This is a genomic window from Rhodobacter sp. P1_C2 (assembly GCF_056406375.1).
This window is the reverse complement of record NZ_JBFUAG010000007.1, coordinates 274,502-297,812: the sequence shown is the minus strand read 5'-3', so window position 1 is coordinate 297,812 and position 23,311 is coordinate 274,502. Positions and strand designations below refer to the sequence as shown.

The window sequence follows — 23,311 nt, the reverse complement described above, 5'->3', positions numbered from 1 at the left end:
AGCCCTTACTGCCCCATGGTGAAGCATTGCATCGCCCGCGCCTGCAGGCGGCGGCAGGCGAGGTCGGCGGTGTCGCGGTCCAGCCCGAGCACCACGGCGTCATAGCCGTTGGACCGCGACACGACCTTGCGCAAGCCATTGCCCAGGGTGGCATTCTCGGTCAGCTGGATCTGGATCAGCGCCTTTTCGGCGACAAAGCTGTTGGGGAACCGGCCAAGGTTGATCCCCCAGGTCTGCCCGCCCGAGGTGGAGACCCGGGTCACGACCTCGGGCTTGGCGGGGACCGAGGCGAGCTTGGTGCTCTGGTCGGTGTAGATCGGCGCGTTCTTCTTCGGCGGGCGGACGGTCTGGGCGGCCAGTTTCAGCGGCTGCGCCGGGGCGCTGGCCTTCACGGTCAGGCCGGCGGCCAGATTGGCGGCCTGCGCCTCCAGCGTGTTGGGCGGCGGGGCGGCGGCGGCCACGGTCTCGGCGGGCGGATTGGCTGCGACCATCGCCACGGCATCCTCGATGCCGGAGATTTCGACCACGCCATCGCTGGCCGGACGGGCGACCGGGCGCGGCGATTTGGCCATGGCCATGTCGACCCGCAGGGTCTTGCCCGCGCCATCGGCGACTTCGGGCAGATCGTCATCCTGTGCCTCGGCGACCAGCGCCGGCGTGTCGGCCGGGACGGCTTCGGGATCGGCGGGCACCGGCTTGACCGTCTTGACGCCCGGACGGGCCTTCTGGAAGCCTAGGTCGAGAAGCTCGGTCATCTTCTGATTGCGCATCGGCGTCGAGGTGCCGCCGAAGACGGTGCCGATCAGGCGGACGCCGTTGCGCTCGGCGCTGGCGGTCAGGTTGAAACCCGCGGCGCCGGTATAGCCGGTCTTGATGCCATCGGCGCCTTCGTAGCTGTCAAGGAACTTGCGGTTGGTGTTGGCGACGGTGGCCATGCCCGCATCGGTCGTGCGGCGCGAGAAGATGCTGTAATACTGCGGGAAATCGTAGAAGAGGTGGCGACCGAGGATCGACATGTCATGCGCCGTCGACAGGTGGCCCTTGGCGGGCAGGCCGTTGGCGTTCTTGAAGGTGGAGTTCTTCATGCCCAGCTGGCGGGCGGTGGCGGTCATCCGGGCGCCCCATTTCTCGGGCGAGCCTGCGAAGTAATCGCCGATGGCGGCGGCGGCGTCATTGGCCGATTTCACGGCGGCGGCGCGGATCAGATAGCGCAGGGCGATCTTCTGCCCGGCCTTCAGCCCCAGCCGCGAGGGCGCCTGGTTGGCCGCGTTCTTCGAAACGGGGATCATCGTGTCCAGCGTGACGTGACCGGCCTGGATTTCCTGAAAGGTGATGTAGAGCGTCATCATCTTGGTCAGCGAGGCCGGCGGCAGCGGGGTATCGGCGTTGGAGGAGTAAAGCGTCTCGCCGGTGCGCGCGTCCATCAGATAGGCCGCGTAGGGACCTGCCGCCGCAGGAAAGCCCAGAAGAAGATTTGCACAAAGGCCAAGCGCCAGAGTCCAAACCAGATTGCGGACGTGGTCCACCAATGTCTGTGCCAATTTGCTGCCTCGTCACTGCCCGCGCCCCCGTTTTCCGGGGTGTCGCTGTTATGTTTCAATGAAGGTAACACGCGTGTGCATTCGCGAAAACCCCTTTGTTTCCATGGGTTTCCAAGTGTTTCTTCAGTGTATCACTTTGGTTGATGCCATAGATATGGTGGAAGCTTAGGCCGCCCTCCACCGCCTATGGTAGGTGGGCAAGCTCTTCCAGCAGGGCGGGCAGCTGGCCGAGGTCAGAAATGCAGCGAAAACGCGCCGCATCCTTGGGCGATTCTGCGCGCTCCAATGCCCAGGTCAGGGCATGGGGGACGTGAACGCCCCAGGCGCCTGCCTCCAAAGCGGGCAGCACGTCGGAGGCGAGCGAATTGCCCACCATCATCGCCTGTTCCGCACTGGCACCCTGGCGGGCAAAGGCGGTGCGGTAGATCTGCGGCGTCTTGTGCGAGACGATCTCGACCGCGGAAAAGAGCTCGCCCAGACCCGACTGCGCCACCTTGCGTTCCTGGTCCAGGAGGTCGCCCTTGGTGATCAGCACCAGGCGGTGGCTTTCGGCCAGGCCGCGCAGGGTCGCCTCGGCATGGGGCAGCAGATCGACCGGATGGCGGAGCATTTCGCGCCCGGCGGACATGATCTCGGCAATCACCCCGGCCTCGACCCGGCCTTCGGAGACCTCGATGGCGGTTTCGATCATCGACAGCATGAAGCCCTTGATGCCAAAGCCGTAGTGACCCAGATTGCGCCGCTCGGCCGCCTCCAGCCTTTCGGCGAGGTGGGCCGGCTCGGCCACGCCGCTCAGCAGTTCGGCAAAGCGGGTCTGGGTCAGGTGGAAGAAGGTTTCGTTGTGCCAAAGCGTGTCGTCGGCATCGAATCCGATCGTGGTGATCATCGAATCTCCTTTACCCTCATACGGCGAGGGTCTTTCATGGCGGCCAAAATGATCTATATTGTAAGCCTGAGGGCCGCGCAGCCCGTTCCGCACCGGAGTTTGGTTTTGACCACTGATCCTGACAAGATGTCTGACGAGCCGAAGGGCCCGGGTCAGGATACCTCGATCCTGACCAAGACCAAGCCCAAGACCGAGCGGCCGCCGCTCTACAAGGTCATGCTTCTGAACGACGACTACACGCCGATGGAATTCGTCGTCCATGTGCTGGAACGCTTTTTCGGCCTCAACCATGCGCAGTCTTTCGAGATCATGCTGACCGTCCACAAGAAAGGCCTTGCCGTCGTGGGCGTTTTCTCCTTTGAGGTGGCCGAGACCAAGGTGGCGCAGGTGATGGATTTCGCCCGCCGGCATCAGCACCCGCTGCAATGCACGATGGAAAAGGAATAGCCGCAAGGCGATCATGAGAGCGGCTCGACTGGACATGGCGCTGGACTCCGGCGCGTGGATTTTGCCGCCTGCGGGCGATGTGGCCGTGCTGCGGCCAAGGGCGGGCGATGCGCTGGACGCGCTGCCGAAATCGCGGGTGGTGGTGAAGACCGGTTTCAAACCCGATCACGACCATTTCCTGGCCCAGGGCTTCCGGGTCGAGGGCAAGGCCTATTCTGCCGTGCTGATCTGCCTGCCGCGCGCCCGGGCCGAGGCCCTGGCCATGGTGGCCGAGGCGGTGGCGCTGACCGGCAATGGCGGCTCGATCGCAATCGACGGGCAGAAGACCGATGGGTTCGACAGCATCCTGAAGGATCTGCGCGGCGCAGGCTTCGCGATGGGCGAGGTTATCTCGAAAGCCCATGGCAAGCTCGCCGCCTTCCGCGCCGGGCCTGTCCCTGCGACCTGGGCTGCCGCCGATCATCTGGTCGAAGGCTTTGTCACCCGTCCCGGCGTCTTTTCCGCCGATGGCCCGGACCGCGGCTCGCAGCTTCTGCTGGCGGCGCTGCCGGCCGATCTTCCGGCACGGGTTGGCGATCTTGGGGCAGGGTGGGGCTATCTCAGCCGGGCGATCCTGGAACGCCCCGGCGTGAAGCGTCTGGATGTGGTGGAGGCCGAGAAAGTGGCACTCGACTGCGCGCGGCGCAATGTCACGAGCCCCCATGCCGCCTTCCACTGGGCCGATGCCACCACCTTCAAACCCGAACGCCCGTGGAATGCCGTGGTGATGAACCCGCCCTTCCATACGGCGCGGGTGCCCGACCCGGCACTTGGCCTCGCCTTCCTGCGCGCCGCCCATCGCGGTCTGGCGCCGGATGGCGTGCTCTGGATGGTGGCGAACCGGCATCTGCCTTACGAGCCGGTTCTGAAGACCCTGTTCCGCCAGGTCGAAGAGATCACCGGCAGCGCGGGGCCGGATGGCACTTTCCGGGTCTCGCGCGCCGCCTATCCGATCCGCGGCAAGTGATCACTCCGGATATTGCGCGCGGCAGCTCATGATGGCGGGCTGCAGCTGGCGCGCCATTTCGGCCCGGCGCCGCTCCATCGAGATCAGCTTGGCCTGTTCGGCGCCAAGGTCGATGGCGACGGGCTTGCTGACCCGGGTCGGCACGTCCTCGACACAGCGGCGCGGCATCGGGTTCGGGCGGGCGGCGGTCGGCCAGTCCGAGCAATCCTGCACTTCGGGGAAATAGGCGATCGTCTCCTGATAGCCATAGCCGCGGGCGATGTTGCCCTGGGTTTCGGCGATCAGCCGGTCCAGCACGATCATGTCATGCGAAACGCTGCGAATACATTGTTCCTGCGGCGTACCGCAGGCGGCCAGGCCCAGCAGAATCGGGGCAGCAAAATACCATTTCATCATCACCTCCATAATCGCCTTCACAATAGGGTCAGCCGCCTTGCTATGGAATAGCAGCCCGCGTTGAGCGCCGCCCGACTTCCTGTTACCAAGGCTGCCAAGTGCAAGGAGACTGCGATGACCGACCTCTTCGACGACCGCAAGGCGCGTGCCGCCACCTGGTTCCGCAGCCTGCGCGACCAGATCGTCGCCGCCTTCGAGGCGGTCGAGGTCGAGCATGGCGGCAGCGCCCCGGCAGGCCGGTTCGAGGTGACCCCCACCACCCGCCCCGATGGCGGCGGCGGCCTGATGAGCGTCATGCGCGGCGGCAGGGTCTTCGAGAAGGTCGGCGTCAATGTCTCGGAAGTGCATGGCACTTTGGGCGAGCGGGCGCGTGCCGCGATGGCCGCGCGCGGCGTGCCAGGCATGGCGGAGGACCCGCGCTTCTGGGCCTCGGGGATCAGCCTCGTCGCCCATATGCAGAACCCGCAAGCCCCGGCGGTGCATATGAACACGCGGATGTTCTGGACGCCGGGGGCCGCCTGGTTCGGCGGCGGTTCGGATCTGAACCCCTGCATCGAGTATCCGGAAGACACGGTGCATTTCCACGACACGCTCCGCGCCGCCTGCGAGGCGCATGACCCCGATTATTACCCGCGCTTCAAGGCCTGGGCGGACGAGTATTTCTACATCCCGCACCGTGGCCGCGCCCGCGGCGTCGGCGGCATCTTCTACGACGATCTGGCCAGCCACGACTGGGAGGCGGATTTCGTTTTTACCCAGGACGTCGGCCGCGCCTTCCTCGCGGCCTTCCTGCCGCTGACCCGCGCCCGGATGCGCCAGCCCTTCACCGAGGCCGACCGCGAGGTGCAGCTGATCCACCGCGGTCTTTATGCCGAATACAATCTCGTCTACGACCGCGGCACCAAATTCGGGCTGGAAACCGGGCATGACGCCAATGCCGTGCTGATGAGCCTGCCACCGGTGGCCAAATGGACGTAGTGGGCTTTTTCAACACCGAATTACCGGCCTTCCTGCTGGCGCTGCAGTTCCTGACGCGGCTGGGCGTCAAGGCACCCTATTCGGTCGAGGCGATGCGCCATTCGCCGCGCTGGTATCCCGGGGTGGGCGTGGTGGTCGGCGGCATCTCGGCGCTGGTCTATGGCGCGGGCTACTGGCTCTTCTCGCCGCTCATCGGGGTGCTTCTGGCGGTGGCGGCGGGCATGGTGGTGACCGGCGCGCTGCACGAGGACGGCTTTGCCGATGCCTGCGACGGCCTCGGCGGCACCCGCCCGAAGGAACGCGTGCTCGAGATCATGCGCGACAGCCGGATCGGCACCTATGGCGTGCTTGGCCTGATGCTGATGGTCGGCTGCAAGGTCGCGGCCTTGCAGGCCCTGCCCGGCGATGCCGTGGCCTTCGTGCTGATCGCGGGCCATGCCGCGAGCCGGGCCTCGATGCTCTGGGTCATGGCCTCCTCGGACTATGTCCGCGACCAGGGCGCCGGCAGCGCCGTGGCCGGCGGTATCGACCGCCACGCCCTCTCGGTGGCGCTGGTGACCACGGGCCTCGCGCTTCTACCCCTGATCTTCGTCGTCCCGCTCGCCTCGATCATCACCGGCATCGCCGGCCTCACCTTCGGCCATCTGGTGATGCGCCACTGGTACGAACCGCGCCTCGGCGGCTATACCGGCGATTGCCTCGGCGCCGTCCAGCAATGCAGCGAACTCGGCTTCACCCTCGGCCTGCTCCTCGCCCTCACCGCCTGACCCCTTTCATCCAGACCCAAATATCCAATCGGAAGTCCGGGGGAGGTCCGCGAGGGGCTGCAAGCCCCTCCGGCAGGGGGGCTCGGGGGGGCAGGCCCCCCCGACACCTCCCGCGGCAGCAAGCCCCGTCCCAGCCTCAGCCGCGCAAAAGCCGCCCCAAGCGCCGCATCCCCTCATCGATCGCCGCCGCATCGGCGCAGGAGAAGCTCAACCGCAGCGTATTGCCATTCGACCCATCGGCATGGAAGGCGCGGCCCGGGACGAAGGCGATCTTCTCGGTTTTCAGCGAGCGCGCCAGCAGCTCCGCCGCATCCATCTGCGCGGGCAGGGTCAGCCAGACGAACATGCCGCCCTCGGGCCTGGTCCATGTCACCCCTTCGGGCATCTCGCGCGCCAGCGCCGCCAGCATCGCATCGCGCCGCGCCAAATAAGTGGCGCGCAGGGTGGCGACATGGGAATCGAAGGTCGCACGCGCGACATGGTTGGTGACGATCTGGTTGATCGTCGGCGAATGCAGATCCGCCGCCTGTTTCATCAGCACCAGTTGCGAGATCACCTCCGACGCCCCGCAGACCCAGCCGACCCGCAGCCCGGGCGCGAGGGATTTGGAGAAGGAGCCGCAGTAAAGCGTCCGGCACTCTTCGATATTTCCCTTGCGGGCAATTTCCAGCGCCAGGATCGGCGGGATCGCCTCGCCGTCATAGCGCAGGGTCTGGTAGGCGGCATCCTCGACCACCGCGATGTCCAAAGTGTCGGCCAGATCGATCACCGCCTCGCGGGCGGCGCGGTCCAGCGTCTCGCCGGTCGGGTTGGCGAAATCGACCGAGAGATAGGCGAATTTCACCCGTCCCCCGGCCTCGACCGCCTTGGCGGCAAAGCTTTCGGGCGCCCGGTTGCCCTTGGGGTCAAGCCGGTCGTAGCTGGGCTCATAGGCGTTGAAGGCGCCAAGCGCGCCCAGATAGGTCGGCCAGCCGACCAGAACCGTATCCTTGGGCGAAATCATCAGCTTGCCCAGATAATCCAGCGCCTGCTGCGAGCCCGAGGTGATCAGGATATTGGCCGGCGTGCAGGGCACCCCGATCTTGGCCATCTCCGCCACGATCCATTGCCGCAGCGGCAGATAGCCCTCCGACACCGAATATTGCAGCGCCGCACTGGCTTGGCCCTCCGACAGGGCCGCGTCATAGGCGGTGCGGAAGGCCTCTTTCGGGAAGAGCGCGGGGTCCGGGATGCCGCCCGCGAAAGAGATGATGTCCGGCTGATCCAGAAGCTTCAGAAGCTCCCGGATCTCGGAGGCTTTCATACGGCTGTTGCGGGTGGCGAGGACCTGATTCCACTGCACGGGACTGCTCCAATGATGATGGGCGGCACCTTGCGACCGGCGGCAAACCAAGTCAACGTCTGTGACCTAACGGAACGAAAGGCTCCGCAGCGTCTCCATCAGCAGGGTGACATTCTCCGGGTCGGCGTCGGGGGTGATGCCGTGGCCGAGGTTGAAGATATGCGGCCCCTTCGAGAAAGCCTCGGCGATGCGGCGCGCTTCCGTCACCAGGGCCTCGCCGCCGGTGACCATCAGCTTCGGGTCAAGGTTGCCCTGCACGCAGCCATCGACCTGCACCTCTGCCGCCGCCCAATCGGCGCTGACCGAGTTGTCGAGGGCGACGCAATCCGCCCCCGTCTCCACCGCGAAGCCCTTGTAGCGCGGCCCGGCCTCGCGCGGGAAGGCGATCACCGGCAGGCCGGGGAAGCGCGATTTCAGCGCCGCGATGATACGGGCGGTGGGGGCAAGGGCGAAGTCGTCGAAATCCTGACCCTTGAGGCTGCCGGCCCAGCTGTCGAAGAGCTTGACCACCTCGGCCCCGGCCATGACCTGGGCCGAAAGATATTCGACCGTCGCATCCGAGATCAGGTCGATCAGCGCGGTGAAGGTCTCCCGATCCGCCGCCTTCAGCTGGTGCGCCGGGCCCTGATCGGGCGTGCCGCGCCCGGCGATCATGTAGCTGGCCACGGTCCAGGGCGCGCCGGCAAAGCCGATCAGCGTGGTCTCGGCCGGCAGTTCGCGCTTCAGGATGCGGACGGTCTCGTAAACCGGGGCGAGGTGGTCGTGGATCGCATCGGCGGGTTTGAGGGCGCGCAGACCCTCGGGCGTGGTGACGGTCGACAGGCGCGGGCCTTCGCCGGTCTCGAACCAGAGGTCGGCGCCAAGGGCCTGCGGCAGCAAGAGGATATCGGCAAAGAGGATCGCCGCATCAAAGCCAAAGCGGCGGATCGGCTGCAGGGTCACCTCGGCGGCAAGCTCGGGCGTGTAGCAGAGCTTCAGGAAATCGCCCGCCACGGCGCGGGTCGCGCGGTATTCCGGCAGGTAGCGCCCGGCCTGCCGCATCAGCCAGACCGGCGGGCGGCTTTGGGTCTCGCCCCGCAGGGCACGCAGGATGGTCTTGTCGGCGGCTTTGTCGGGCATCTGATCTCTCCGGTTCCGCGCCTGCCTCACGCGGCTGCAGCCTCTTGTCAAGCGGGGGACTGTTGCATGGTCATCCTGTCGCGGATAAGTCTAGCCCATGATCCAGCCCCTTCCCACCCCCGCAGAACCGCTGAAAATCGGCACCCGAGGCTCTCCCTTGGCGCTGGCCCAGGCGCATGAGACGCGCGACCGCCTGGCCGCGGCCCTGGGTGTGCCGAAGGAAGCCTTTGAAATCGTTGTGATCAAGGTCACCGGCGACATGGTGCAGGACAAGGCGCTGAAAGAGATCGGCGGCAAGGGCCTCTTCACCCGCGAGATCGAAGAGGCGCTGTCGGCGGGGGCCATCGACATCGCGGTGCATTCGATGAAGGACATGCCGGTCGAACAGCCGGCGGGATTGTTGCTCGATTGCTACCTGCCGCGGGAAGATGTGCGCGATGCTTTCGTCTCGATGACGGCCAAGGGGCTGGCTGATCTGCCGCAAGGCGCGGTGGTCGGCTCCTCCAGCCTGCGGCGGCGCGCGCAGGTGGCGCTGCGCCGGCCGGATCTGAAGCTGGTGGAGTTTCGCGGCAACGTCCAGACCAGGATGCGCAAACTGCAGGAGGGCGTGGCCGAGGCGACCTTCCTCGCCATGGCGGGGCTGAACCGGCTGGGGCTGTCCCATGTCGTGCAGGCCGCGATCGAGCCGGAAGAGATGCTGCCCGCCGTGGCGCAGGGCGCCATCGGGGTCGAACGCCGCGCCGCCGACGCCCGCGTGGCCGAGATGCTCGCCATGATCCATGACCGCGACACCGGGCTGCGGCTTGCGGCGGAACGGGCCTTCCTGCGCCGGCTTGACGGATCGTGCCAGACGCCGATCGCCGGGCTTGCGGTCCTGGACGGCGGCCTCTGGCTGCGCGGCGAGATCCTGCGCCCCGACGGCAGTGCCGCGATTGCGGGCGAACGGCGCGGCGCGGTCGAGGATGGCGCCGCCCTCGGCGCGGACCTTGCGCAAGACCTTTTGGCGCAGGCCGGGCCGGGCTTTTTCGGCTGAGCCTCAGCTCCGCGGCAGAAACCAGCCGCGGCGGTCGGCGAAATACAGCCCGATGCCGCCGGTCAGGCTGACCAGCACGCCGATCAGCGCGACGGTCCCGTAACCGCCAAGGCCGATGCCCAGGGCGAAGATCGCCGCCGTCAGCGCATCGGATACCAGCTTTTGCACCGCCAGCATCGCCGCCGCCGTCCCCGGCCTTTCGTGCAGCAGGTCCTGATAATAGGCGATGGGCAGGGTGATCACCACGGCCCCGCCCACCCCGGCGCACAGCGGCAGGACCCAGATCAGCGCGCTGTCCGCCAGAAAGGGCATCGCCAGCATGTGGCAGGCGTAAAGCCCCGCGCCGATCACCATCAGCGCCGCCGCCGAAAGCTGCCGGGCAAAGCGCGGCAGGATCAGCATGGCCGGCACCTCCCAGCCCGCGACCATGCCGACATAAAGCGCCACATCCGCCGGGCCGCGCGTCGCGGAGGCGTCGAAGACCAGCGAGACCAGCACCATGTAAAGACTGGTGACCGAGGCGAGCGCCCCGAGCAGCCCGACGCGGAGCGCCACCTTGGGCTTGGCGATCTCGGCCAGCGCCTCGCCGAGGCGGATGCCGGAACGGCGGTCCTCCCATTCGGTCTGCCCCTCTCTCGGCCAATAGCGCCAGATCAGCAGAAGGAGGGCAAGGATCACCACCCCGCCGCTGACATAGACCGACATCACCGACAGGCCGGCACCAAAGGCGAAGGTCCAGAAGATCAGCATCGACAGGAAGGCAAAGGACATCGCGGCGCGGGTCGTGGCGAGGACGCCGTTCCGCTGCCCCGGCGATCCGGCGCTGACCAGGCGGGCAAGCGCCAGAAGCTGGCCGTAAAGGCTGGAGGAGACCGGGATCAGCACGCCCTGACAGAGGATCAGCGCCCAGACCCCGGGCCAGACCAGCATCAGCCCGACCCCCACCGTGCCGCACAGCGCCGTCCCCAGCGCGATCAGGCGGCGGTGGCCGAAGCGGTCGCCGAGGATGCCCACCAGCACCGAAGAGGTGACCGCCACCGCCGAGGCCAGCACCAGCAGAAGCGAGAAGGCAGATTTGCTCATCCCGATCCGCTCGACCGCGATCAGCGACTGATAGGGATAGACCGAGGCGTAATAGGCCCCGAGCAGCGCAATCGCCACGGCAATCAACCGCAGGGTTGGGTGATGCAGCACAAAGCGGGTCGGGGTCATGGGGCGTTCCACGGCCATGGGCGGGCCTGCCCTAGGGCTAACGGGGCTTTTGGGTGAAGTCCAGCGTCCGGGCGCGACATGGGGCGTCGCAAAACTGGCATAATGGCCGCGGGGGCTCGGCTAGCTTGCGAGGGCAAAAGCGGGGCGAACATGGACGTCGATTACATCATCGTGGGCGCGGGCTCGGCCGGATCGGTTCTGGCCAACCGCCTGACCGCCTCGGGCCAGCACAGGGTTGTCGTGCTGGAGGCGGGCGGCACCGACCGGCGCTTTTACGTCCAGATGCCGCTGGGCTATGGCAAGCTGTTCTATGACCCCGCCGTGAACTGGATGTATCAGGCCGCGCCCGACCCGGGGCTGGCGGGCAATGCCGACCACTGGCCGCGGGGCAAGTTGCTTGGCGGCTCCTCCTCGATCAACGCGATGGTCTATATCCGCGGCCATCGGGCCGATTACGACGAATGGGGCGCCGAAGTGCCGGGCTGGGGCTGGGACGACGTGCTGCCCGCCTACCGCGCGATGGAGGATAACGAAGCCGGATCAGACGCTTACCGCGGCAAGGGCGGGCCCTTGTTCATCTCGAAGAACCAGCGCGGGCTGCATTGGCTGGTCAAGGACTATATCGCGGCCTGCGGGCAGGCCGGGCTGCCCTACAATGCCGATTTCAACGGCGCGGTGCAGGAGGGGGCCGGCACCTATCAGATGACGATCAAGGGCGGGCGGCGCAACTCGGCCGCGCGGGCTTTCCTGCGCCCGGCGATGGGGCGCAAGAACCTGGAGGTGATCACCGGGGCGCAGGTCACCCGCGTGCTGATGGAGGGGCGGCGCGCCACCGGCGTCGAATATCGTCGGGGGGGTGCGCTGGTGCAGCTGCGCGCGCGTGAGGTGATCCTCGCCGGCGGGGCGATCAACTCGCCGCAGCTGTTGCAGCTGTCGGGCATCGGGCCGGGGGGGCTGCTGCAAGGGCTGGGCCTGCCGGTGCTGGTGGACAATCCCCATGTCGGGGCCAACCTCAACGACCACCAGGGCATCAACTACACCTGGAAGATGAAGGTGCCGACCTATAACGACATCCTGCGCCCCTGGTGGGGCAAGGCCTTGGTCGGATTGCAATATCTGCTGACGCGGGGCGGGCCGCTCGCCAAGTCGATCAACCATGGCGGCGGCTTCTTCCGCACCTCGCCCGAGGAGCCGCGCCCGAACATGCAGCTGTACATGCAGGCCTTCTCGACCCTGATCCCGCGCAATGGCGAGCGGCCTCTCTTGACGCCGGACCCTTTCCCGGGCCTGTCGATCGGCCTGTCGAACTGCCGCCCGACCAGCCGAGGCCATATCCGCGTCGTCAGCCCCGACCCGTTCCGGCATCCGGAAATCGTCGCCAACGCCTTTTCGACCCAGCATGACGTGGACGAGATGCTACTGGCGGTGAAATACCTGCGCACCATCGCCGCCCAACCCGCCTTCGCCCGCTGGGTGGACGAGGAGCTGCGCCCCGGACCCGAGGTGCAAAGCGACGCGGCGATGATCGAAGACTTCCGCCAGCGCTCGGGCACGGTCTATCACCCCTCCTGCACCTGCCGGATGGGGGCCGAGGGCGCCTCGGTTCTGGATGAAAAGCTGCGCGTGCGCGGGGTCGAGGGGCTGCGGGTCTGCGACGCCTCGGCCTTTCCGAACCTGATCGCGGGCAACACCAATGCGCCCTCGATGATGCTGGGCTGGCGCGGGGCGGAGATCATCCTGAAGGGATGAAGCCCGGGCTCAGACCAGGTGCAGCAGCCGGGGCAGGTCGGTCATCCGGGTAAAGACCTCGGCCCCTTCGGCGCGCAGGGCGGCACCGCCATGCGGGGCATAGCCCATGCAGCGCATGCCCGCCGCACGGGCGGCGCGCGCCCCGGTCGGGCTGTCTTCGACGACGGTGCAGAATTCGGGCGCCACACCCATCGAGGCGGCGGCCTTGAGGTAAAGGTCGGGGAAGGGCTTCGGGCGCGGGGTCTCCTGACCGGAAAAGATGCGACCCTGGAACCGCGCGATCAGGCCGGGATGCTGGCCCAGCGTGATCTCCATCTTGCGCGGGCTGCCGTTGGAGCCGATGGCATAGGGCACTCCGGCCGCGTCCAGCGCATCGAGCACGGAGAGGACGCCCGGCACCAAAGGCGCGCCCTCTTCCAGCCTGGCATAGAGCCGGTCGTAGAAATCCGGCACCCAGTCGTCGGGCAGGGTGGCGCCAAGCCCGCGCGCCTTGTCGGCCACGCCCTGCAGGGTCAGGCCCAGAAGCTCGACCTCCTGCTGATCGCGGCTCAGATGCGGGGCGTAAAGGGCGAGGTCGAGGGCCACCATGTCGAAGGCAATCGCCTCGGAATCCACCAGCACGCCGTCACAATCGAAAATCACCGCCTGAGGTTTCATGGTTCCAGTTCCAGCAAGGTCACCCAGGTGTCGCCATAGCGCCTTTGATCCAGAAGCGCAAAGCCCGGCGGCGGGGGCAGGGCGGCGCCCTCCTCCCAGAGCACGGTGGCGTCGGGCGCGATCCAGCCCTGCGCCCGGGCCGAGGCGAGCGCCGCCTCGCCCAGCGATTTGCCATAGGGCGGGTCGAGGAAGATCAGGGTGAAGGGCGCAGCGGCGGCGGGCAGTTTCGTCGCATCGCGCGGCAGGATGTGGACCTGGCCCTCCACCCGCATCTTGGCGATGTTCTGCGCGATCAGCCTTTGCGCCGCCTTGCCATCGTCAACCAGCGTGACGGCGGCGGCGCCGCGCGACAGCGCCTCCAGACCGAGGGCGCCGGTGCCGGCGAAAAGGTCCAGCACCGTCGCCCCCGTCACCAGATCGCCATGCGCGCCATTGATCAGCAGGTTGAAGATCGCCTCGCGCACCCGGTCCGAGGTCGGGCGCAGATGCGCCTTGGGGTCGCCCGCGCCCACCTCGGCCAGATGCAGGCCGCGCCACCTGCCGCCGATGATCCTCATGCCTTCAGAAGCGCCTTCAGCTCGGTCGCGGGGTTGGCGATGGCCACCGGGTCGGGGCTGCGGCCGGATTCGATCAGCCTCTTGCCGACCATATAGGCCCGGCTGTCGTTCATCGCATCGACGGCGAGGAGCTTGTCGCCCTTGTAGTACCAGTAGCTGACCGCATCGCCCGCCGGGCCGCGGGTGATGATCCGGTCGTAACCGATGTTGAGCCCGGCGATCTGCAGCTTGCAATCATACTGGTCCGACCAGAACCACGGCGCGGGAACGTAATCCATCCCGGCGCCCATGATGTTCTCGGCCACGAGCTCCGCCTGATCGATCGCATTGCCCACCGATTCCAGCCGCATCTGCGCGCCGTTCAGCGGGAAGGAGGCGCAGTCGCCCGCCGCCCAGACATGCGGGGCCGAGGTGCGGCCCTGCGCATCGGTGCGGATGCCGTTTTCCAGCACGATGCCCGCCGCCTCGGCCTCGGCGGCGTTGGGGGTGATGCCGACGCCGACGATGACGAAATCCGCCGGCAATTCGCGGCCATCCTTCAGGCGGACCCCGGTGGCGCGGGCTTCGCCCAGGATGCGGTCCAGCCCGGTTTCCTCAAGGATCACCGTGCCTTGCGCGGCGTGGAGCGCGCCGAAATAGGCCGAGGTCTCGGGCGCTGCGACCCGTTGCAGGATGCGCGGCGCCATTTCGATCACGGTGACCTCAAGGCCAAGCTTGCGGCCGACCGCCGCCGCCTCCAGCCCGATATAGCCGCCGCCGATGATGATGAGCTTGGCGCCCGCGACAAACTCCGGCCGCATCGCATCGACATCGGCAAGGCTGCGCACGGTGTAAACCCCGGCCAGATCGCCCCCGATTGCGGCGGGCAGGCGGCGCGGGGTCGAGCCGGTGGTCAGGATCAGGTCGGTGTAGGAGATGACCTCGCCCCCGACGGTCACGGTCTGCGCCGCAGTGTCGATCGCAGACACCGGCGTGCCCAGCTTCAGGGTGATCTTCGCCTCGGTGTAGAACTCCGGCGCGCGCAGCCAGAGGCGCTCTTCCTCCATCTCGCCCAGAAGATAGGCTTTCGACAGCGGCGGGCGCTGATAGGGCGGGGCGGGCTCCGCGCCGATCATCGTGATGTCACCCTCAAACCCCAGGGCGCGCAACTTGGCGGCTGCTGCGGCGCCCGCTTGCCCCGCGCCCACGATTACGACATGTGCCATCATTCCCCCACTGGCCGATTATCCGCCGCGAGCCTATATCCGTGCTCACAGGAAACGCAACGCGCGAGGGTACACGAATGACGATTTCAGTAGGCGACAAGATTCCGGCCAGCAGCCTGATGATTGCAGGCGAAGGCGGCGTGGCCGAGATCCCGATGGAGGCCCGTCTGGCCGGCAAATCGGTGGTGATCTTCGGGCTTCCCGGGGCTTACACCAGCACCTGCTCGACCGCGCATGTCCCGTCCTTCATGCGCACCTTCGCCGCGCTCAAGGCCAAGGGCGTCGATGAGGTCATGTGCGTCTCGGTCAATGACGTCTTCGTGATGAAGGCCTGGGGCGAGGCGACCGGGGCCACCAAGGCCGGCATCCTGATGGTCTCCGACCCCGATGCCTCCTTCACCCAGGCGCTGGGTCTGGATTTCGCCGCCGGCTTCGTGCGCGGCGCCCCGCGTTCGAAGCGCTATGCGATGCATGTGGTGGACGGCGTGGTCAAGGTGCTGAACCTCGAAGAAAACGCCGGCGTTTGCGACATCTCCGGCGGCGAGGCGATGCTCGCCGCGATCTGACCCGGTTTGGGGGAGGGCCAGACCTTCCCCCTTCCCAGACCTTCCCCCTTCATCGGTCCTGCAAATATCCCCGCCGGAGGCCCCGGCCCGTCACTTGGCACCCGGCTTGCCGGCACGGACCTGGCAAAGACATTCGATGGCCTCGGAATGGTCGCGCTGGATCGTCGCCTCTGGCGCCAGCCGGTCCATCTTGGCGGCAAGTTCCATGTCCAGGGACGAGAGGCCGTGGCAGTCATGCGTGGTCAGCGTCACATCCACCACGTTGTAAACATTGGACCATTCCGGATGATGGTTCAGCTTTTCGGCGATCAGCGCGGCGCGGGACATGAATCCCCAGGCCTCGATGAAGCTTTTGAACTTCCAGATCTTGCGGATCGCGTCGCGGTCGGGGACGGCGCCCCAGCCGCTTTGCCCCAGGACGGGCAGGGCGGCGCTGCGTTCGGCTTCGGTCAGAAGAGTGGCCATGTCGCGTCCTTTCAGGTTCAGTCTTTCTCCTCCACCTGCCCCTTGCGGAAGGGGCCATAGGCGGTCAGCACCTCGATCTCTTCGTCAACCGCGCGGCGCTCGTGGTCCAGAAACCGCGCCACGGCCTTGGCAAAGGCCGGATCGGCCAGCCAGTGCAGCGAATGGACCGGGGTCGGCAGATAGCCGCGGGCCAGCTTGTGTTCGCCCTGGGCACCGGCCTCGACCCGGCGCAAGCCCTGCGCGATGGCCCAGTCGATCGCCTGATAATAGCAGAGTTCGAAATGCAGGCAGGAATAATCCTGCGTGCAGCCCCAATACCGGCCATAAAGCGTATCGCGGCCGATGAAGTTGAGCGCGCCGGCCACCGGTCTTTCGCCGTCGAAGGCGAGCGCCAGCAGCACGTCATCGCGCATCGTCTCGTGGACCTCGTGAAAGAATTCGCGGGTCAGGTAGGGCCGGCCCCATTTGCGCCCGCCGGTGTCCTGATAGAAGGTCCACATCGCATCCCAATGTTCCGGGCGGATGTCCTCGCCCGTCAGCAGGCGCAGCGTCAGGCCGTGGCCTTGGGCCACCTCGCGCTCCTTGCGGATCATCTTGCGCTTGCGCGAGGCGAGGTCGGCGAGGAAGGCGGGGAAGTCGGCGTAGCCCTTGTTTTCCCAATGGAATTGCTGGGTCACCCGGTGCAGCGTGCCGGAATGGCCCGCCAGTTGCGCCGCCTCCTCCGCCGTGCAGAAGGTGATGTGCAGCGAGGACAGGCCGTTGTCGCGCGTGAGACCAATGGCGGCCTCCAGCAGCAGGGGCGCCAGTGCGGCGTCGCCCAGAAAACGCCGCCCGGTGGCGGGGGTGAAGGGCACGGCGGATTGCAGCTTGGGGTAATATTGCCCGCCGGCATTCTCCAGGGCCTCGGCCCAGCCATGGTCGAAGATATATTCGCCCTGGCTGTTGGTCTTGACGTAAAGCGGCATGGCCGCGACCGGAGTGCCGTCTTCGAAAAGCACCAGCGGCCGGGTCAGCCAGCCGGTGCCCTTGCCGGTGGAGCGGCTGCGGTCCAGCGCCAAGAGGAAGCGGTGGGTGGTGAAAGGGTCGACCGGGGTGCCGCCGCCGGGATTGGCAAGATGGTCCCAAGCGGCGGCGTCGATCTCTGCCATGCCGTCCAACAGGGCGATTTCGTAGGCCATGCGCGCTCCGTTTTGCGATAAAGATGGCGCGCGGCGGCGTCGGGTCAAGCGGGGAAGGCGGCGGTATAGCCTTCGAAGGTGATATTCTGGGCGTGTTTGCGGGCTTCTGCCTCGGCCTCGGGCGAACGGATCGTCCAGCACAGCACCACCGCCCCTTCGGCGCGCAATTCCGCCACGCGGGGGCGGGTCAGATCGGCGGCCTCGTGGCTGATGAAGGAGGAACCGGTGCGGGCATAATCCGGGATCTCGCGCAGGCGGTCGCAGGTTTCGCGGGCCAAGGGCGCCCAGTCGGGACCATAGGCCGAGGTGGTCAGCCCGCGCGGCAGATGCGGCGCCAGCCGGGCCATATGGGCCATGCAATGCGGGTTGAAGGACATCAGGGCGAGGGGGCCGCAGTACCGCTCCAGCCCGAGGGCGGTGGCGGCCTCCAGCTTGCCATCGGTCTCGGACATGGTGAGGGTCTGGTCCTTCAGCTCGATCAGCAGGGGCACCGCGCCGCCGATCAGGCCCAGAACCTGCGCCAGGGTCGGGATCGTGTCGTCGCTGTCCTTGAGCGTGATCCGGCTCAGCTCGCCCGCGGTGCGGGCGTTCAGGGGGCCGGATTCGGCGGTAAGGCGGTCGAGGTCTTCGTCATGAAAGACCATCGGCACGCCATCGGCAGAGAGTTGCAGGTCGATCTCGATGCCGTAACCCGCCGCCCGCGCCGCCCGGACGGCGGAGGCGGAGTTTTCGATCCGGCGGCGGGCGCGGTCGTGCAGGGCGCGGTGGGCGATGGGCGCGCGCAGAAAGGCTGCGGGCAGCGCCACCGGGGTCAGAGGGGAGGACATCAGCGGATTTCGAAGATGGCTTCGATCTCGACCGCGACGCCGAAGGGCAGCGAGGCTGCCGAGACGGCCGAACGGGCATGGCGCCCGGCATCACCGAGGGCCGCCACCATGAAGTCGGAAGCGCCGTTGATCACCTTGGGCTGGTCGGTGAAATCGGCGGTGGAGTTCACAAACCCCACCAGTTTCACCGCCTTGACCACGCGGGACAGATCGCCGCCGCAGGCCGATTTCAGCTGCGCCAGCAGGGCCACGGCGCAGCTTTTGGCGGCCTCGGCCCCGGCTGCGACATCGACATCCTGGCCGAGCTTGCCGGTGATGAGGGCGCCCGCGGCGTCGCGGCTGATCTGGCCGGAGATATGGACAAGGCTGCCCACCTGCACGAAGGGCACATAATTGGCCGCAGGGGCGGGCGCGTCAGGCAGGGTGATGCCCAGAGCTTTCAGACGGGTTTCGATGTCGGACATGATTCCTCCGGGAACTGCATCGGCGCAGGCTATCCGCAGGGCGTGACAGGGTAAAGACAGGCTGCGAGCCCGGGCCGCGAGGTCAAGCCGCGCGGCCCGGTCGGCTCAATTCTCGCGGAAGGCCATCTTGGCGTAATCGGTGAAGGGTTTGAGCAGATAGGCCATCGGCGTGCGATCCCCCGTGCCGATATAGGCCTGAACCGGCATGCCGGGCACCAGCTTGTCATCCTTCAGCTTGGCCAACTCGCCAGCGTCCAGCGTGATCTCGGCCCGGTAATAGCTTTGATGGGTCGCCTGGTCGCTGATCGCATCGGCCGAGATCGTGGTCAGCGTCCCGTTCAGCTGCGGCGTGGTGCGGGCCGAGAAGGCGGCAAAGCTGACGCGGACCTCCTGGCCCAGATGGACCTCGTCGACATGGATCGTCGGGATCTGCGCAATGATGATCAGCGGCCGGTCCTGCGGGATGATGTAGAGCAGGGGGTCGGCCGGGCGGATCACCGAATGCGGCGTGGTCACCGTCAGGCCCAGCACCACGCCCGAGACCGGCGCGCGGATGTCGAGCCGGTTGACCTGTTCGGTCAGGGCACGGCGGCGCTCGGCCAGCTCCAGCGTCTTGTCGCCCATGTCGCGCAGCTGGGTATTGGCGTCTTCGCGCCGCGCCGACTTAATCTGCAGGATCTGCATCTGCGTCTCGGTCGCCTTGCCCTCGGCCTGGGCGAGGTTGGCCTGCAATTCGCCGCGGTTGCCTGCCAGCCGCGCCACTTCGCGCTTGAGGTCCATGATCCGCGAGGATTGCGTCAGCCCCTTGTCGAGCAGGGTCTGCTGTCCGCCGATCTCGGGCGTCAGGAGGCCGATCTGGTCGTCGATCGCCGCCATCTGCGCCGCGATCCCGCCGCTTTGCGAGCCGATCTGGTCGAGGCGTTTCTGCAGCTGGCCGATCTGGGCGTTCTGGGTTTCCAGCCGCGAGGTGAAGAGGCGCTTCTGCCCCTCGATCTGTTCGGCGACATCGGGGCGGGTCTTGGCGAGGTCGAGAAGATCGGCGGGAAAGACCGGCGCGGGGGTGTCGTCGCGCTCGGCCTCGAGCCGGGCCTTGCGCGCCATCGAATCGAAAAGCTGACCCTCGACGATGGCAAGCTCGGCCTTGACCTGGGTGCCGTCGAGCCGGATCAGCAGATCGCCCGCCTTGACGGTCTGCGCCTCCTGCACGTTGATTTCGGCCACCACGCCGCCATCGGGATGCTGGACGATCTGGCGGTTCTGTTCGACCTGGATGACGCCGGGGGCCACCACGGCGCCCGAAATCGTGGTCAGCATGCCCCAGCCGCCGAAAAACCCGATCAGCAAGAGGATGGTGATCACGCCCACCCAGATCGGCCGGCGCGAGGACCAGGCATTGGGGTTGGAGGGCGGCGGCGGTTTGGGCGCCGGGGGCAGCAGGTCCTTGGAGAGGGCACGGCTGCGCGGGGTTTCCACCGCACTCGGCGCCGGATCGGTGAGGGCGGTCGCGGCGGGCGTGGCCGGAACCGATTTGAGGGCGGGCGCGGCCTCGCCACCCGGGGCGGCGGGGCTCGGCAGGGCCTTGGGATCGTCGCTCATGACACACCTCCCTGACCGGTGGATTTGGTGATTTCCGTGTGGTTCTTCACCATGTCCTTCAACACCTGATCCCTTGGCCCGAAGGCGCGGCGCATCCCGTCTTCCAGGACCAGCAACAGTTCGCATTCCTGGATGGCGGCGGGGCGGTGCGCCATGATCAGGATGGCGCGGCCGTTTTCCTTCATCGTGCGGATCGCCTGGTTCAGCGCCATCGAGCCTTCGTTGTCGAGGTTGGAATTGGGCTCGTCCAGCACCAGAAGCATCGGGTCGCCGTAAAGCGCCCGGGCGAGGCCGATGCGCTGGATCTGCCCGCCCGACAGCCGTCCCCCCAGCGCCTGAACGCGGGTGTCATAGCCTTCGGGCAGTTTGGTGATCATGTCATGTGCGGCGGCCTTGCGGGCGGCCTCGACCACGGCATTGCCATCGGGATTGGTCTGCAGGCGGGCGATATTCTCGGCAATCGTGCCGTCGAACAGGGTGATCCGCTGCGGCAGATAGCCGATGTAGCTGCCAAGCTTGTCGGGGTCGTATTGGTCGATCGCGGCGCCATCGAGCCGGACCTTGCCGCCCGCCGGCTTCCAGGCGCCGATCAGCGCGCGTGCGAGGGTGGATTTGCCCGCCCCCGAAGGCCCGATGATGCCAAGCGCCTGGCCCGGCTCCAGCCGGAAGGAGACCATCCGCAGCACGGCCTGGCTTTCGCCCGGCGGCACCACGGTGAGGTTCTGCGCCTCCAGAAGCGCACGCGGGCGGGGCAGTTCAGTATGCGGCGGTTCGGGCTGCACTTTCGACAGAAGTTCGGACAGGCGGGCGCGGCCCTCCTGCGCGCGGGTCACCAGCGCCCATTGGCCGATCACCATCTCGATCGGCTGCAGGGCGCGGCCCAGAAGGATCGAGCCGGTGATCATCGCGCCCGAGCCCATTTCGTTGTTCAAGACCAGATAGGCCCCGGCGCCCAGCATCGCCGATTGCAGGAACTGGCGGAAGATCTTCGAGATGGTCCCGAAGGCCCCGCCAAGGTCCGAGGCCGCAATGCTTTGTTCCAGCGCGAACTTGCGCGCGATCTGCCAGCGGTCGAAGGCGGCCGAGGTCATGCCGAGCGCCTGGACCACCTCGGCCTCCTGCTTGATGCCGTCGGACAACTGCTCGCCCCGCATGGTGGCCGAGTTGGCCTTCTGCAGCGGTGCCTTGGTCATCCACTGGTTCATCAGGGTGATGACGACCAGGATGGCGCCGCCCGCCACCGACATCCAGCCCAGCAGCGGGTGGAAGATGAAGATGGCGGCCAGGAACATCGGCGCCCAGGGAATGTCGAAGAGCGCGATCAGCACCGGCGAGGCCCAGAGCCGTTGCACCGCCTCCAGATCGCGCTGTGCGGCCACGGCGAGCGGGTCGCCGGGGATCTGGCCCATCCGCTTCAGCGCGGCGGAGAAGACCCTGCGGTCCAGCCGCTCCTGCATCCGGGCGCCGATCCGCGCCATGATCCGCCCGCGCGAGTAATCGAGGATGCCCATGCAGAGATACAGCACCGTCATCAGCGCCGTCAGCGCCCAAAGCGTTGGTTCCGACCGGCTGCCCAGCACCCGGTCATAGACCTGCAACATGTAAAGCGGCCCTGTCAGCATCAGAAGGTTGACGAAGACCGAAAAGAAGAAAGCTGCAAATAACAGGCCACGCATGTCACGCCGGGAGGCGTCAAGCTCGTCGCGGCCCCGTTTGAATTCCATCTGCGCCATAAGGCGGCTCCTGTCCCAATTTCCGGGCTCGGCGGGAAAATTCTTTAACTTGAAGGTCTGCCTGCTTGCCCGTTGTCTTGCCTTGTCGCGCAGCATATGGCTTGCACTAGAAAAGTAAACGTTGTGCTGTCAGCCAGAGATTGGCCCAAATTCCAATATGAAGCATCATATCCTAAGCCATCGCGTTTTCGGCCCCCTGCGGGCCTGCGCATTGACCGCGATTGTTGGGCTTTCGGCCTGCGGTCCGGCGCCTGCGCCGCAGGGAATCAATGATCCCTACGAGGCGCAGAACCGCAAAGTCCATTCGGTGAACCTGGTTCTGGACAAGAACGTGATTCGCCCGCTGGCCACCGGCGCCAGCAAGATCATCCCCAAACCGGTCTCGCGCGGTCTGGGCAATTTCGCCAGCAACCTCGGCCTGCCGGGCGAGGTGGCCAATGACATCCTCCAGCTGCGGCTGGACCGCGCCGGGCGCAACACCTGGCGCTTCGTGATCAACACGACCTTCGGCATCGGCGGCATCCTCGACCCGGCCACCGCCTTTGGCGCGACCGAAAAGCCCACCGATTTCGGCGAGACCCTGCATGTCTGGGGCCTGCCCGAGGGCAATTACATCGAGCTGCCCTTCTACGGCCCCTCGACCGAGCGTGACACCCTGGGCAAGATCGTCGACCTGGGGCTGGACCCGGTGCGCATCCTCGTGCCCAAGGACAAGGGCTGGATCGTTTCGGGTGCGAAGATCGTATCAAGAATTGATGAACGCGGCCGCTATTCCGATACGGTCGATTCGATCCTATATGATAGTGCGGATGGCTATGCCCAGGCGCGCCTGTTCTACTTGGAACACCGGCGGCACAATCTGGGCCAGACCACCGCTGACAGCGAGTTTGAGGACCCCTATGCCCAATAAGTTCGAGATGAACAAAAGCAACAGCCCGTCACAACACCTGAGCCGCCGGGCCTTTGGCGCCGGGCTGGTGGCAGGGACGGGTTTCCTGGCCTTCGCTTTGCCCGTGCGGGCGCTGACGGTGGATCAGGCCAGCGCCCTGATCAACAAGGCGGTGGGCGAGGTGAACGCCACCATCAACTCGGGCAAGTCGGAACAGGCGATGTTCAGCGATTTCGCCCGGATCTTCGCGACCTATGCCGATGTGGCGACGATCGCCCGCTCGGCGCTGGGGCCGGCCTCCAAGACGGCCAGCCCGGCGCAGATGGCGGCCTTCACCGCCGCCTACCAGGGCTATATCAGCCGCAAATACGGCCGCCGCTTCCGCGAGTTCATCGGCGGCAAGATCGAAGTCACCGATGCGCGGCCCTACAAGAGCTACTACGAGGTCGTCTCGACCGCCACGCTGCAGGGCCAGGCGCCCTTCGATCTGCGCTGGTGGGTGGGCGACAAGTCGGGCCGTCAGCTGTTCTTCAACATCATCATCGAGGGTGTGAACATGCTGGCCTCCGAGCGGACCGAGATCGGCGCCATGCTCGACAAGAACGGCGGCAGCGTCGACAAGCTGACCGCCGAACTGACCCGGACCTGAGATTGCCGCACATCGCATGAAGAAAGGGGGGCTCTTGCCCCCCTTTTGC

22 protein-coding genes and 2 pseudogenes are annotated in these 23,311 nt (G+C 66.8%); 9 read left to right on the top strand and 15 right to left on the bottom strand.

From position 1 onward, the window contains the following. Nucleotides 1–5 precede the first annotated feature (5 nt). Nucleotides 6–1,541 carry a D-alanyl-D-alanine carboxypeptidase family protein gene (locus AC1DZT_RS13900; protein ID WP_478007223.1) on the bottom strand — a complete coding sequence of 512 codons (1,536 nt, stop codon included), beginning with the start codon at nt 1,539–1,541 and terminating at the stop codon, nt 6–8. 184 nt (nt 1,542–1,725) lie between these two features. Next, nucleotides 1,726–2,427: an HAD family hydrolase gene (locus AC1DZT_RS13895; RefSeq protein ID WP_478007222.1), complete on the bottom strand. Its 702-nt coding sequence runs from the start codon at nt 2,425–2,427 to the stop codon at nt 1,726–1,728. Between the two features lie 126 nt (nt 2,428–2,553). On the opposite strand from AC1DZT_RS13895, the gene clpS reads away from it, so the two are divergent. Both clpS and AC1DZT_RS13885 read left to right on the top strand, forming a co-directional pair. After that, a complete protein-coding gene (clpS, locus tag AC1DZT_RS13890; protein WP_477999290.1) occupies nt 2,554–2,874 on the top strand; it encodes an ATP-dependent Clp protease adapter ClpS in 321 nt (106 codons plus the stop codon). A 13-nt stretch (nt 2,875–2,887) separates the two neighbouring features. Then, nucleotides 2,888–3,880 carry a class I SAM-dependent methyltransferase gene (locus AC1DZT_RS13885; RefSeq protein ID WP_478007221.1) on the top strand — a complete coding sequence of 331 codons (993 nt, stop codon included), beginning with the start codon at nt 2,888–2,890 and terminating at the stop codon, nt 3,878–3,880. Here the strand turns inward: AC1DZT_RS13885 and AC1DZT_RS13880 are convergent, their stop codons facing one another. Further along, the gene (locus tag AC1DZT_RS13880; RefSeq protein WP_478007220.1) at nt 3,881–4,273 is read right to left on the bottom strand and encodes a hypothetical protein; all 393 of its coding nucleotides are present in this window, start codon (nt 4,271–4,273) and stop codon (nt 3,881–3,883) included. It abuts the gene before it with no gap. 117 nt (nt 4,274–4,390) lie between these two features. Between AC1DZT_RS13880 and hemF the strand changes: the two genes are divergently transcribed. Then, a complete protein-coding gene (gene hemF, locus AC1DZT_RS13875) occupies nt 4,391–5,254 on the top strand; it encodes an oxygen-dependent coproporphyrinogen oxidase (RefSeq protein ID WP_478007219.1) in 864 nt (287 codons plus the stop codon). Further along, complete coding sequence (cobS, locus tag AC1DZT_RS13870; protein ID WP_478007218.1) at nt 5,245–6,021, top strand: adenosylcobinamide-GDP ribazoletransferase; 777 nt, start codon at nt 5,245–5,247, stop codon at nt 6,019–6,021. Before hemF ends, cobS begins: the two co-directional genes overlap by 10 nt. 136 nt (nt 6,022–6,157) lie before the next feature. On the opposite strand, the gene AC1DZT_RS13865 is transcribed toward cobS, so the two are convergent. Both AC1DZT_RS13865 and hemE read right to left on the bottom strand, forming a co-directional pair. After that, the gene (locus AC1DZT_RS13865) at nt 6,158–7,363 is read right to left on the bottom strand and encodes an aminotransferase-like domain-containing protein (RefSeq protein WP_478007217.1); all 1,206 of its coding nucleotides are present in this window, start codon (nt 7,361–7,363) and stop codon (nt 6,158–6,160) included. Nucleotides 7,364–7,429: 66 nt separating this feature from the next. Then, nucleotides 7,430–8,482, bottom strand: coding sequence for a uroporphyrinogen decarboxylase (gene hemE / locus AC1DZT_RS13860; RefSeq protein WP_478007216.1), 1,053 nt, complete (start codon nt 8,480–8,482; stop codon nt 7,430–7,432). A gap of 97 nt (nt 8,483–8,579) precedes the next feature. Here hemE and hemC point away from each other — a divergent pair, with 97 nt between their 5' ends. Further along, the gene (hemC, locus tag AC1DZT_RS13855) at nt 8,580–9,515 is read left to right on the top strand and encodes a hydroxymethylbilane synthase (protein ID WP_478007215.1); all 936 of its coding nucleotides are present in this window, start codon (nt 8,580–8,582) and stop codon (nt 9,513–9,515) included. 3 nt (nt 9,516–9,518) lie between these two features. On the opposite strand, the pseudogene AC1DZT_RS13850 reads toward hemC, so the two are convergent. Beyond that, nucleotides 9,519–10,769 (bottom strand): annotated as a pseudogene (locus AC1DZT_RS13850) (MFS transporter); the annotation flags it as partial. A 108-nt stretch (nt 10,770–10,877) separates the two neighbouring features. Here AC1DZT_RS13850 and AC1DZT_RS13845 point away from each other — a divergent pair. Further along, a complete protein-coding gene (locus tag AC1DZT_RS13845; RefSeq protein WP_478007214.1) occupies nt 10,878–12,476 on the top strand; it encodes a GMC family oxidoreductase in 1,599 nt (532 codons plus the stop codon). Between the two features lie 9 nt (nt 12,477–12,485). On the opposite strand, the gene AC1DZT_RS13840 is transcribed toward AC1DZT_RS13845, so the two are convergent. The 3 genes from AC1DZT_RS13840 to AC1DZT_RS13830 are packed head-to-tail and all read right to left on the bottom strand — an operon-like array spanning nt 12,486 to nt 14,895. Then, the gene (locus tag AC1DZT_RS13840) at nt 12,486–13,133 is read right to left on the bottom strand and encodes an HAD family hydrolase (RefSeq protein ID WP_478007213.1); all 648 of its coding nucleotides are present in this window, start codon (nt 13,131–13,133) and stop codon (nt 12,486–12,488) included. Further along, nucleotides 13,130–13,690: a 16S rRNA (guanine(966)-N(2))-methyltransferase RsmD gene (gene rsmD, locus AC1DZT_RS13835; RefSeq protein ID WP_478007212.1), complete on the bottom strand. Its 561-nt coding sequence runs from the start codon at nt 13,688–13,690 to the stop codon at nt 13,130–13,132. Before rsmD ends, AC1DZT_RS13840 begins: the two co-directional genes overlap by 4 nt. Then, complete coding sequence (locus AC1DZT_RS13830; protein WP_478007211.1) at nt 13,687–14,895, bottom strand: NAD(P)/FAD-dependent oxidoreductase; 1,209 nt, start codon at nt 14,893–14,895, stop codon at nt 13,687–13,689. Before AC1DZT_RS13830 ends, rsmD begins: the two co-directional genes overlap by 4 nt. Nucleotides 14,896–14,972: 77 nt before the next feature. On the opposite strand from AC1DZT_RS13830, the gene AC1DZT_RS13825 reads away from it, so the two are divergent. Continuing rightward, nucleotides 14,973–15,461, top strand: a complete 489-nt coding sequence (locus tag AC1DZT_RS13825; RefSeq protein ID WP_478007210.1) for a redoxin family protein — start codon at nt 14,973–14,975, stop codon at nt 15,459–15,461. Between the two features lie 174 nt (nt 15,462–15,635). Here the strand turns inward: AC1DZT_RS13825 and AC1DZT_RS13820 are convergent. The 6 genes and pseudogenes from AC1DZT_RS13820 to AC1DZT_RS13795 form a co-directional block, all read right to left on the bottom strand. Continuing rightward, a pseudogene (locus AC1DZT_RS13820) lies at nt 15,636–15,926 on the bottom strand (4a-hydroxytetrahydrobiopterin dehydratase); the annotation flags it as partial. A 17-nt stretch (nt 15,927–15,943) separates the two neighbouring features. Further along, nucleotides 15,944–17,104 (bottom strand): GNAT family N-acetyltransferase, encoded by a 1,161-nt coding sequence (locus AC1DZT_RS13815; RefSeq protein ID WP_478007209.1) that lies wholly within the window; start codon nt 17,102–17,104, stop codon nt 15,944–15,946. 44 nt (nt 17,105–17,148) lie between these two features. Further along, nucleotides 17,149–17,931 carry a glycerophosphodiester phosphodiesterase family protein gene (locus AC1DZT_RS13810; protein ID WP_478007208.1) on the bottom strand — a complete coding sequence of 261 codons (783 nt, stop codon included), beginning with the start codon at nt 17,929–17,931 and terminating at the stop codon, nt 17,149–17,151. Then, complete coding sequence (locus AC1DZT_RS13805) at nt 17,931–18,395, bottom strand: RidA family protein (RefSeq protein ID WP_478007207.1); 465 nt, start codon at nt 18,393–18,395, stop codon at nt 17,931–17,933. Before AC1DZT_RS13805 ends, AC1DZT_RS13810 begins: the two co-directional genes overlap by 1 nt. Nucleotides 18,396–18,500: 105 nt before the next feature. Further along, nucleotides 18,501–19,991, bottom strand: coding sequence for an HlyD family type I secretion periplasmic adaptor subunit (locus AC1DZT_RS13800; protein WP_478007206.1), 1,491 nt, complete (start codon nt 19,989–19,991; stop codon nt 18,501–18,503). Then, entirely contained in the window at nt 19,988–21,724 is a 1,737-nt protein-coding gene (locus tag AC1DZT_RS13795; RefSeq protein WP_478007205.1) for a type I secretion system permease/ATPase, read from the bottom strand. The genes AC1DZT_RS13800 and AC1DZT_RS13795 overlap by 4 nt, the downstream gene beginning before the upstream one ends. Before the next feature lie 211 nt (nt 21,725–21,935). Between AC1DZT_RS13795 and AC1DZT_RS13790 the strand changes: the two genes are divergently transcribed. Next, nucleotides 21,936–22,634, top strand: coding sequence for an MlaA family lipoprotein (locus tag AC1DZT_RS13790; protein WP_478007204.1), 699 nt, complete (start codon nt 21,936–21,938; stop codon nt 22,632–22,634). A 7-nt stretch (nt 22,635–22,641) separates the two neighbouring features. Beyond that, a complete protein-coding gene (locus AC1DZT_RS13785; protein ID WP_478007203.1) occupies nt 22,642–23,262 on the top strand; it encodes an MlaC/ttg2D family ABC transporter substrate-binding protein in 621 nt (206 codons plus the stop codon). The last annotated feature ends 49 nt before the right edge of the window (nt 23,263–23,311 follow it).

Excerpts from the sequence above, each read along its gene's own strand:
- AC1DZT_RS13795 (WP_478007205.1), bottom strand. The coding sequence starts at position 21,724 with ATGGCGCAGATGGAATTCAAACGGGGCCGCGACGAGCTTGACGCCTCC.
- AC1DZT_RS13880 (WP_478007220.1), bottom strand. The coding sequence starts at position 4,273 with ATGAAATGGTATTTTGCTGCCCCGATTCTGCTGGGCCTGGCCGCCTGC.
- AC1DZT_RS13845 (WP_478007214.1), top strand. The coding sequence starts at position 10,878 with ATGGACGTCGATTACATCATCGTGGGCGCGGGCTCGGCCGGATCGGTT.
- AC1DZT_RS13825 (WP_478007210.1), top strand. The coding sequence starts at position 14,973 with ATGACGATTTCAGTAGGCGACAAGATTCCGGCCAGCAGCCTGATGATT.
- cobS (WP_478007218.1), top strand. The coding sequence starts at position 5,245 with ATGGACGTAGTGGGCTTTTTCAACACCGAATTACCGGCCTTCCTGCTG.
- rsmD (WP_478007212.1), bottom strand. The coding sequence starts at position 13,690 with ATGAGGATCATCGGCGGCAGGTGGCGCGGCCTGCATCTGGCCGAGGTG.
- hemF (WP_478007219.1), top strand. The coding sequence starts at position 4,391 with ATGACCGACCTCTTCGACGACCGCAAGGCGCGTGCCGCCACCTGGTTC.
- clpS (WP_477999290.1), top strand. The coding sequence starts at position 2,554 with ATGTCTGACGAGCCGAAGGGCCCGGGTCAGGATACCTCGATCCTGACC.
- AC1DZT_RS13800 (WP_478007206.1), bottom strand. The coding sequence starts at position 19,991 with ATGAGCGACGATCCCAAGGCCCTGCCGAGCCCCGCCGCCCCGGGTGGC.
- hemC (WP_478007215.1), top strand. The coding sequence starts at position 8,580 with ATGATCCAGCCCCTTCCCACCCCCGCAGAACCGCTGAAAATCGGCACC.
- AC1DZT_RS13815 (WP_478007209.1), bottom strand. The coding sequence starts at position 17,104 with ATGGCCTACGAAATCGCCCTGTTGGACGGCATGGCAGAGATCGACGCC.
- AC1DZT_RS13810 (WP_478007208.1), bottom strand. The coding sequence starts at position 17,931 with ATGTCCTCCCCTCTGACCCCGGTGGCGCTGCCCGCAGCCTTTCTGCGC.
- AC1DZT_RS13840 (WP_478007213.1), bottom strand. The coding sequence starts at position 13,133 with ATGAAACCTCAGGCGGTGATTTTCGATTGTGACGGCGTGCTGGTGGAT.
- hemE (WP_478007216.1), bottom strand. The coding sequence starts at position 8,482 with ATGCCCGACAAAGCCGCCGACAAGACCATCCTGCGTGCCCTGCGGGGC.
- AC1DZT_RS13895 (WP_478007222.1), bottom strand. The coding sequence starts at position 2,427 with ATGATCACCACGATCGGATTCGATGCCGACGACACGCTTTGGCACAAC.
- AC1DZT_RS13785 (WP_478007203.1), top strand. The coding sequence starts at position 22,642 with ATGAACAAAAGCAACAGCCCGTCACAACACCTGAGCCGCCGGGCCTTT.
- AC1DZT_RS13885 (WP_478007221.1), top strand. The coding sequence starts at position 2,888 with ATGAGAGCGGCTCGACTGGACATGGCGCTGGACTCCGGCGCGTGGATT.
- AC1DZT_RS13830 (WP_478007211.1), bottom strand. The coding sequence starts at position 14,895 with ATGGCACATGTCGTAATCGTGGGCGCGGGGCAAGCGGGCGCCGCAGCA.
- AC1DZT_RS13805 (WP_478007207.1), bottom strand. The coding sequence starts at position 18,395 with ATGTCCGACATCGAAACCCGTCTGAAAGCTCTGGGCATCACCCTGCCT.